9 protein-coding genes and 2 tRNA genes are annotated in these 8,578 nt (G+C 62.6%); 7 read left to right on the top strand and 4 right to left on the bottom strand.

From position 1 onward, the window contains the following. Nucleotides 1-186: 186 nt before the first annotated feature. Both PMO31116_RS23325 and PMO31116_RS23320 read left to right on the top strand, forming a co-directional pair. Nucleotides 187-417 carry a DUF4224 domain-containing protein gene (locus tag PMO31116_RS23325; protein ID WP_150568787.1) on the top strand — a complete coding sequence of 77 codons (231 nt, stop codon included), beginning with the start codon at nt 187-189 and terminating at the stop codon, nt 415-417. Then, nucleotides 383-1,591: a site-specific integrase gene (locus PMO31116_RS23320; protein WP_150568786.1), complete on the top strand. Its 1,209-nt coding sequence runs from the start codon at nt 383-385 to the stop codon at nt 1,589-1,591. The genes PMO31116_RS23325 and PMO31116_RS23320 overlap by 35 nt, the downstream gene beginning before the upstream one ends. A gap of 84 nt (nt 1,592-1,675) precedes the next feature. Here PMO31116_RS23320 and PMO31116_RS23315 read toward each other — a convergent pair. Both PMO31116_RS23315 and dusA read right to left on the bottom strand, forming a co-directional pair. Further along, nucleotides 1,676-1,751: transfer RNA gene (locus tag PMO31116_RS23315), tRNA-His, on the bottom strand. A 200-nt stretch (nt 1,752-1,951) separates the two neighbouring features. Beyond that, nucleotides 1,952-2,965 carry a tRNA dihydrouridine(20/20a) synthase DusA gene (gene dusA, locus PMO31116_RS23310; protein WP_150568785.1) on the bottom strand — a complete coding sequence of 338 codons (1,014 nt, stop codon included), beginning with the start codon at nt 2,963-2,965 and terminating at the stop codon, nt 1,952-1,954. Nucleotides 2,966-3,206: 241 nt separating this feature from the next. On the opposite strand from dusA, the gene PMO31116_RS23305 reads away from it, so the two are divergent. Then, the gene (locus PMO31116_RS23305; protein ID WP_150568784.1) at nt 3,207-4,091 is read left to right on the top strand and encodes an EamA family transporter; all 885 of its coding nucleotides are present in this window, start codon (nt 3,207-3,209) and stop codon (nt 4,089-4,091) included. 50 nt (nt 4,092-4,141) lie between these two features. Here PMO31116_RS23305 and PMO31116_RS23300 read toward each other — a convergent pair whose 3' ends face one another. Next, nucleotides 4,142-4,615 carry a GNAT family N-acetyltransferase gene (locus tag PMO31116_RS23300; protein ID WP_150568783.1) on the bottom strand — a complete coding sequence of 158 codons (474 nt, stop codon included), beginning with the start codon at nt 4,613-4,615 and terminating at the stop codon, nt 4,142-4,144. Nucleotides 4,616-4,686: 71 nt separating this feature from the next. Further along, a tRNA-Met gene (locus tag PMO31116_RS23295) sits at nt 4,687-4,763 on the bottom strand. Nucleotides 4,764-4,953: 190 nt separating this feature from the next. Between PMO31116_RS23295 and PMO31116_RS23290 the strand changes: the two genes are divergently transcribed. From PMO31116_RS23290 to PMO31116_RS23275, 4 genes are all read left to right on the top strand, one after another. After that, the gene (locus PMO31116_RS23290; protein ID WP_246185454.1) at nt 4,954-5,568 is read left to right on the top strand and encodes an NUDIX hydrolase; all 615 of its coding nucleotides are present in this window, start codon (nt 4,954-4,956) and stop codon (nt 5,566-5,568) included. An 86-nt stretch (nt 5,569-5,654) separates the two neighbouring features. Further along, nucleotides 5,655-6,419, top strand: a complete 765-nt coding sequence (gene aat / locus PMO31116_RS23285) for a leucyl/phenylalanyl-tRNA--protein transferase (protein ID WP_150568781.1) — start codon at nt 5,655-5,657, stop codon at nt 6,417-6,419. Next, nucleotides 6,416-7,192: an arginyltransferase gene (locus tag PMO31116_RS23280; RefSeq protein ID WP_150568780.1), complete on the top strand. Its 777-nt coding sequence runs from the start codon at nt 6,416-6,418 to the stop codon at nt 7,190-7,192. Before aat ends, PMO31116_RS23280 begins: the two co-directional genes overlap by 4 nt. Before the next feature lie 175 nt (nt 7,193-7,367). Beyond that, entirely contained in the window at nt 7,368-8,396 is a 1,029-nt protein-coding gene (locus tag PMO31116_RS23275) for a quinone-dependent dihydroorotate dehydrogenase (protein WP_150568779.1), read from the top strand. Nucleotides 8,397-8,578: the final 182 nt, after the last annotated feature.

Here is an 8,578-nt window from a genome sequence, read left to right as displayed (position 1 = left end):
GCGGCGTCACCTCGATGGTGATGTCCCACAGGGTCGCACGCTCGCCGATCTCGATGTCGACGTTGCAACCGCGATACGTGAAGTTGAGGGTAGGCATGGTTTGAGCGGCTTCCGAGAGTGGCCGAGAACCCATGATAGTACGAACGAAATTCTGAGAGTGACAGCGCGAAACTGGGGAATCGCAATATGAACGACTACCTCTCCATGCACGAACTCGCCGAGCTGATCGGCTGCAAACCGAACCAGCGTTCGGCAATGATGAAGTGGCTGGACGCCAACCGATGGCGCTACGTGGTCGACAGCCATGGGCAGCCGAAGGTAGCTCGCGCCTACCGCGACAAGAAAATGGGCATCACCGAGAACAACAGCAGCACCAACAAATATGACGCAACGCCGAACTACCAAGCCTTCGCGTAAGAGCACCACCCCAGTCACCGACGAGCCCACCGGTACGCCGCGCCTCTACAAGAGGTTCGGGGTTCGCAAGGTCACCTTCTGGTACAAGTACCCGGACGGGCGCCGGGAAACGATCGCGAGCGCGCCGCGTGGTGACCGCGCCGAAATCGCGCGCGCCGCGGCGGTGAGCCAGCGCCGCGCGATGGACATCATTGCAGGACAGATCATCGCCGATTCGGTTGGCGACATGATCGACCGCTTTCGCACCGAGGTCGACCCCATCCATTACGCCGACCAGTCAAAGGCCGGTATCGCGGTGCGCAAGGGAACATATGAACGGCTCACGGCATTCTTCGGCCGCATGCAGCCGGCGGCATTGGAACCGGTCCACGGCTATCAGTATCTCGACGCGCGAGCAAAGTCCGGCGCCCCCAAAGGGGCGAACAAGGAAATGGCCCTCATGTCGACGATCTGCAACTACGGGATTCGCTGGGGGCTGATCCGTGTCCACCCGTTCCGCAACCTCATGTTGAATAAGGCCGACACCTTCGTGCGCGACGTCGTGCGCAGCCAGGTGATTCGGTTCTACCTGTGGTCGGTAAGGCAGGAGCAGGCCTTCCGTACGATGGGCGTGGCCGGCATGTTCACGTACTTGACCGGCTTCCGCGCCGCAGAGGTGCGCCCGTATCACATGTCAGGGCTGAGCGACGAGGGAGTGATGGTTGTTAGCGCGAAGCGGAAGATGGGTGAATCGGAAACGCGCAAATTGAGGAAATGGTCCCCGCGCCTTCGCGTTGTCGTCGAGCGCGCGAAGCGCGAGCGAAAAGTCGCGAGCGTGTTTCTGTTTCCAAACCGCAGCGGGCGGCCGTACACGAAGAGCGGCTGGAACTCGGTTTGGCAGGACGCGATGTACACGTACATCGGCGAGAAGGACGCCGCGATCGCCGAAGAATTCAAGGCGAAGAAGGCGCGCGAGGCAGCTCAGCGAAGAGGCGAAGCTGTGGCCGACTTGGACCTTCAACTCACGAAGCACCCGGAATACTTTTCGTTGCTCGACATCCGCCCGGCTGCCATCACCTCGAAGCTCGAACAGCGCGCTGCGGATGCGTACGATTTCGCCGCTCACACGAGCCCGTCGACGACACATCGACACTACGATCGACGCAAGACAAAGGTCGCTGACGCTACCGAGTGAATTCCGAATTTGGGATTTTCGTTCCGAATTTTGCTTTGTGGAACGTAATGGGTGAGCTTAACGCTTTGAACAACAAGGGAATTTTGGGGTGACCGATGGGACTCGAACCCACGACGACTGGAATCACAATCCAGGACTCTACCAACTGAGCTACGGCCACCGCCGTGATCAGCAACATGACTTGCTTGCTGAACAGAAACAAGATTATAGCGACGTTTTTATTTCGCTGCCAAGCACTTTTTTCACTTCTTCTAAATGTTTCTTCGCTCGCGTGCGTGATCGATGCGCAACTGCGTCATCTCACGCGGCGAACGATCTCCGTGCGCCGCCGTGCAATATTGCGCATCCACGCAACATCGCTCACACCGAAACGACAGCACCCGCATCGTCGCGCTCCGAGCAGGCACCCGCGCGCAATTGTTCTCGCGCTTGCTCAAACGCACCGATGCCAGCCTTCAGTCGCTTGGGATCCGACAGCACGCGACGCCATCCGCGCGCGCCCGGCACCCCGCGATACAGCCCCAACGCGTGACGCGTGATCGCGCCCAGGTATTGCCCCTTCTCCACCTGCGATGCCGCGTATTCGATCAACGCATCTTCCACCGCTTCGCGAGACTTGACCGGCGCCCCGTCCCCATAGAATCGCGCATCCACCTCCGCCAGCACGTAAGGGTTGTGATAAGCCTCGCGGCCCAGCATCACACCATCGACATGCTGCAGATGCCGCTCGACTTCATCGAGCGTCTTCACACCACCGTTGATCAGGATTTCCAGTTGCGGAAATACCTGCTTCAGGCGATAGGCATAGTCATACTTGAGCGGCGGAATTTCGCGGTTTTCCTTCGGGCTCAGGCCCTTGAGAATGGCATTCCGGGCATGAACGATAAACGTCGCGCAACCCGCCTCGGCGACCTTGCCGACGAAATCCTCCACAAACGAGAACGACTCGACGTCGTCGATGCCAATGCGGTGCTTCACGGTGACGGGCACCTGCACCACGTCGCGCATCGCTTTGACGCAGTCGGCCACCAGCGCCGGCTCGGCCATCAGGCACGCACCAAATGCACCGCGCTGCACTCGCTCCGACGGACATCCGCAGTTCAGATTGATCTCGTCGTACCCCCAACGCTCACCCAGTTTCGCTGCCTGCGCAAGATCCGCCGGCTCGCTGCCGCCCAGTTGCAGGGCAACCGGGTGCTCCACGGCATCGAAGTCGAGATGGCGCGCCACGTCGCCGTGCAGCAACGCGCCGGTCGTGACCATCTCGGTATAGAGCCACGTGTGACGCGAAAGCTGCCGGTGAAAAACGCGGCAGTGCGAATCCGTCCAATCCATCATCGGTGCGACGCTGACGCGGCGGGCAGGCAAGTTCATGCAAATTCCTCAGACACAGCAATCGCCGACTTGCCCCGGCAAGACGACGCCATTTGAAATACGAAACGCAAAGTATACGTGATGCCTCCGCCGACCGCCGCCCGCCCCCCCAAGGTCGCTGTCACCGTCCATCACCCCGCTCTGCCACGCAGGTTTTTCCTGCGACACGTCGACGCCCCCGGAGTACACTTTCGCCTTTCTCCCCCAAAACCTTACCCGAGCAGCGACAGGAGACGTCGGCATGGCACCGAAGGACCTCTTTCAGGCATTGATCGTCGTACTCGCCTGGGGCGTGAACTTCGTCGTCATCAAGGTCGGCCTGCACGGCGTGCCCCCCATGCTGTTGGGGGCGCTCCGATTCTTGCTCGCGGCGTTTCCCGCCGTCTTTTTCGTGAGACGCCCACAAGTGCCGTGGCGCTGGCTGCTCGCCTACGGCGCGACCATCTCATTCGGGCAGTTCGCGCTGCTGTTCACGGCAATGTATGTCGGCATGCCCGCCGGTCTGGCTTCGCTGGTACTTCAGGCCCAGGCATTCTTCACCCTAGGGCTCGCCGTCATGTGCCTCGGCGAACGCTTTCGTGCGCAGAATGTCGTCGGTCTGTTGATCGCGGCCGCAGGGCTCACCGTGATTGGCCTGCAGGGTGGCGCAGCGATGACGCTCCTCGGCTTCGCACTCACGCTTTGTGCTTCGCTGAGTTGGGCGACCGGCAACATCGTCACCAAGAAGATCGGCAATGTCGATCTGGTCGGACTCGTCGTATGGGGCAGCCTGATTCCGCCAATTCCCTTTGCCCTGCTCGCCTACGTGTTCGAAGGCCCACGGCAGATCGCCGACTCGCTGATGCACATTTCGGCATCGTCGATTTTCGCGGTGGCCTATCTGTCATTCATCGCCACGCTCGTCGGCTACTCGCTGTGGGGACGCCTGATGACACGCTATCCGGCCAGTCAGGTCGCGCCCTTCTCGCTGCTCGTGCCGATCATCGGCCTCGCGTCGGCCGCCCTCTTGCTGGACGAACAACTCACGACGCCGCAAATCGCCGGGGCTGCGCTCGTCATGGCCGGACTCGTCGTCAACGTGTTCGGCGCGCGCATCAGACAGCGCCTGATGCCGGCCTCGCGTTAAATACCCGTGGCGACCGATTCACCTGATTCACCTGATTCGCTCGATCGGCCCTACTCGCTCGATCCTGCCGCATGACCGGTCGGCGCGGTCGCGAGTTGCATGTGCAAAAGCGGAAAAGGACGCCCCTGGCCGTCGAATGGCGAGCGCCCGGTCACCTCGAAGCCCTCGCGCCGATAAAACGCCAGCGCCTGCGGATTCTGCTCGTTGACGTCGACGCGCGTGCAACCGAGTTCGCGCACCGCATACGCCAGCAGCGCCGCGCCGATGCCCTGACGCCGCGCTTCGGGCGCCACGAAAAGCATCTCGACATTCCCTTCGGCCACACCGACAAATCCGCGGATGACGTTCGTATCGTCGCGAAACACCCGCAGCGTCACCGCAGCGAGATATTCATTCCGAATGCGCGGACGCAACCAGGCGATATCCGCTTCGCTCAGGAAATCGTGCGTCGCGCGCACCGACGCTTCCCACAATTCGGTAATGGCGTCGAATGCCTTTTCGCTTGTTGAAAAGATGCCGGACATGGCGATACCCGCTGGTTCGTCGTTGAGAACGCAAAAAGCCTGATTTCTTGTGGAAATCAGGCTTTCGAATTTGGTTGCGGGGACAGGATTTGAACCTGTGACCTTCGGGTTATGAGCCCGACGAGCTGCCAGACTGCTCCACCCCGCGTCTGAAGAATTAGATTATATGACAATCGCCATCGCAGCGCAACATTGAAGGCCGATTTTTTTCCTGCGTCCGTCACGTGGCGCACTCGCCGGGGGTATCGCGGCATCCGCCCCCGGCACCGCGCGCGCGTCGGCGCACAGCGCACGCCGCCGATGATACACTCGCAGCAACCATGAACCGACGTCCTTCCATCCAATTCTGTTCCGCTTGCGGCCATCCGGTCGAGCTGCGCATTCCGCCCGGCGACAACCGCGAGCGGCATGTCTGCACTCATTGCGGCACCATCCACTATCAGAACCCGCGCAACGTGCTCGGCACGGTGCCTGTATGGGGCGATCAGGTGCTGCTGTGCAAGCGCGCCATCGAGCCGCGTCTTGGCTACTGGACACTGCCGGCGGGCTTCATGGAAATTGGCGAGACGACGTCGCAAGCCGCCGCGCGCGAAACGCTGGAAGAGGCCGGCGCGGTCGTCGAGGTCGGCGCGCTGTTCTCGCTGCTCAACGTGCCGCACGTCAATCAGGTTCATATCTTCTATCTGGCACAGATGCGCGAGCCGCAATTTGCCGCCGGAGAAGAAAGTCTCGAGGTCGCGCTGTTCTCGGAAGACGAGATTCCGTGGGACGATATCGCCTTTCCGACCGTCGCCAAGACGCTGAAGTACTTCTTCGAGGATCGCCGCGCGGGCGCCTTCGGCGTACACCTCGAAGGCGCGCCCAATGCGACCGCACCCGGCGTGCCCACGCCGGTGCTGCCTGTCAATACGGCGCACACCGAGGACATCCTCACGCCGATGCTGCGTGTCTGAACGCACGAACGCCCCATCTGCGGTTCCGGGTCGACGCGTCTCACCCGGCGCGATGCCGCCTACCCCACCGAATCGCTAACGTCGTCATGGTCGTCTGGCTCGAAGCAAACGATCCCTTCCCGTCGGTCGACGAAGCGCTCGACGCCACGAGCGACGCGCCGGGACTGCTCGCGGCCGGGCTCGACCTCTCGCCGCAACGTTTGCTCGCCGCCTACCGGCAGGGCATTTTCCCATGGTACTCGCAGGGCCAGCCTGTACTGTGGTGGAGCCCGGACCCTCGGATGGTGCTGCGCCCGGAGCAGTTCGTCGTCAGTCACAACTTCCGCAAGTTGCTGCGCCGCGTGCTGCGCGACGACGCCTGGGAGATCCGGCTCGACGACGATTTCGCCGCCGTGATGCACGCCTGCGCGCAAGCCCCCCGGCGCGGGCAGGACGGCACCTGGATCACGCCGGCCATCGTCGCGGCGTACCGCGCGCTGCACGACGCCGGCCTCGCCCACAGCGTGGAGACGTTCTACGAAGGTGAACGCGTAGGCGGCCTTTACGGCGTGGCGCTCGGACGAATGTTCTACGGCGAATCGATGTTTGCCCGCCGCAACGACGCGTCGAAAATCGCCCTGGCCGCACTCGTTTCATTTGCACGCGCACACGCCATAGAGGTGATAGACTGCCAGCAAAGTACCGCGCATCTGGCGTCGCTCGGCGGCGGCGAAATCCCCCGCGAGGCCTTCCTGGCCCACGTGCAGAAAGCGGTCATGGCCCCCGCGCCGGTCTGGCATCTGGACAAGCGGATGCTCAGCGCACTGGCCTACGGTAACGCAGCAGATAAGGCTCACGAGGTTTCGCAGTGACCCATCCGAACGAACTGCCGCTGTCCCCGCTGTCTGCCCTTCAGTTCTACGCAACAGCGCCCTACCCCTGCAGCTACCTCGACAATCGCACGGCACGCTCGCAGGTCGCCACACCCAGCCATCTCATCAACTCGGACGTCTACAGCGAGCTCGTTCGTGCCGGCTTCCGGCGCAGCGGCGTGTTCACCTACCGTCCATATTGCGATGGCTGTCGCGCCTGTGTCCCCGTGCGCGTGCCGATCGCGCGCTTCGCGCCGAACCGCACGCAGCGACGCATCTGGCGGCGCCATGCCGGTCTGGCCGTCAACGTATCGGGACTGCACTACACCGAAGAGCACTACCAGCTCTATATGCGCTATCAGTCACAGCGCCACGCGGGCGGCGGGATGGACCACGACAGCCGCGAACAGTACGAACAGTTCCTGCTGCAAAGCCGCGTGAACTCCCGTCTCGTCGAGTTCCGCGAACCTCCCGGACATCAGGGTGCCGGCACGCTGCGCATGATCAGCATGGTGGACATCCTCAGCGACGGCCTGTCGTCGGTGTACACGTTCTTCGACCCCGACGTCGAAGGCGCCTCGTACGGCACTTACAACATCCTCTGGCAAATCGAACAGGCGCGCGCGCTTGGTCTGCCCCACGTCTACCTCGGCTACTGGATCCAGGCCAGCCGGAAAATGGTCTACAAGGCCAATTTCCGACCGCTCCAGGGTCTGATCGACGGACAATGGCAGGACATGCCGCAAGCCATGCTCGACGCCGCCGGCGAGTAACCCGGCGGGCAGGCTCACGCGCCGCCACGCCCGCGCACGCCTCGTAGTGCGCACCGCGCTCATCGAACCTCGGATGCCCGGGAATGCAAGAGTACGCAGAGCGTAGAAAAAGACGCGCCCCGGCGTCGCGATCCCGGTAAAATGGCGACTTTCCGATTCCGCCGAACCCGACACCGTGCTTGCGTCTCTCTACCCCCTGGCCCGCCGCGCCCTGTTCTGCCTCGATGCCGAACAAGCTCACCATTTGACGCTTGCCACGCTGCGCGGCACCGCCGCGCTCGGCCTGACCGGCCTGGTGGGCCAGACGCTTCCCGAATCCCCCCGCACGGTCATGGGCATCCGCTTCCCGAACCCCGTGGGCCTGGCCGCCGGCCTCGACAAGGACGGCAGTTGCATCGACGGTCTGGCCGCTCTCGGCTTCGGTTTCGTGGAAGTGGGCACGGTCACGCCGCGTCCTCAGCCGGGCAATCCGAAGCCGCGCATCTTCCGGCTGCCGCAGGCCGAAGCGATCATCAACCGCATGGGCTTCAACAACGGCGGCGTCGAGCAGTTTCTACAGAACGTCCAATCGGCGCGCTATAAGGGTCCGCTCGGCCTGAACATCGGCAAGAATGCCGACACGCCCATCGAGCGCGCAGTCGACGACTACCTCATCTGCCTCGAGAAGGTGTACCCGTATGCCACCTATGTAACGGTGAACATCTCGTCGCCCAACACGAAGAACCTGCGTCAGTTGCAAGGTGGCGATGAACTCGACGCGCTGCTCGGCAAACTCAAGGACAAGCAACGCGCGCTGTCCGATCGTCATGGCAAGTACGTACCGATCGCGCTCAAGATCGCGCCGGATCTCGACGACGAACAGATCAAGGTGATTGCAGGCACGCTGACGCGCCACGGCTTCGACGGCGTGATCGCCACCAACACCACACTGTCGCGCGAAGCGGTCGCCGGCCTGCCCTACGCCAACGAAACGGGCGGGTTGTCGGGGCGTCCGGTGTTCGAGGCATCGAACCGGGTGATCCGCGCGCTTGCCGCCGAACTCGGCGGCGCGCTGCCGATCATCGGCGTGGGCGGCATCCTGTCGGGCGCGGATGCACGCGCCAAGCTCGACGCCGGTGCGAGCCTGGTTCAGGTCTACAGCGGATTGATTTACCGCGGACCCGAGCTGGTGCGAGAATGCGTGGAGGCACTGCGTGCGGCCTGACCGGTCGCACGCTGCCCCTCTTCAATCGCCATAGGGAGAATTCGTCACCATGAAAAACTGGCTAAAGTCGCTGTGCCTCGTGCCGCTGACGGCCGCCGCGTTGATCTGACCTGCCCCCTACAAACAGGGCCAGCCGGAGTCTAGTAAAGTTCGTTTTCGGAGAAGAAGACGAACATGAAGAA

Source organism: Pandoraea morbifera, from assembly GCF_902459575.1.
Lineage (GTDB): Bacteria > Pseudomonadota > Gammaproteobacteria > Burkholderiales > Burkholderiaceae > Pandoraea > Pandoraea morbifera.
The sequence above is the reverse complement of the archived record's forward strand: the minus strand, read 5'-3'. Positions and strand labels throughout refer to the sequence as shown.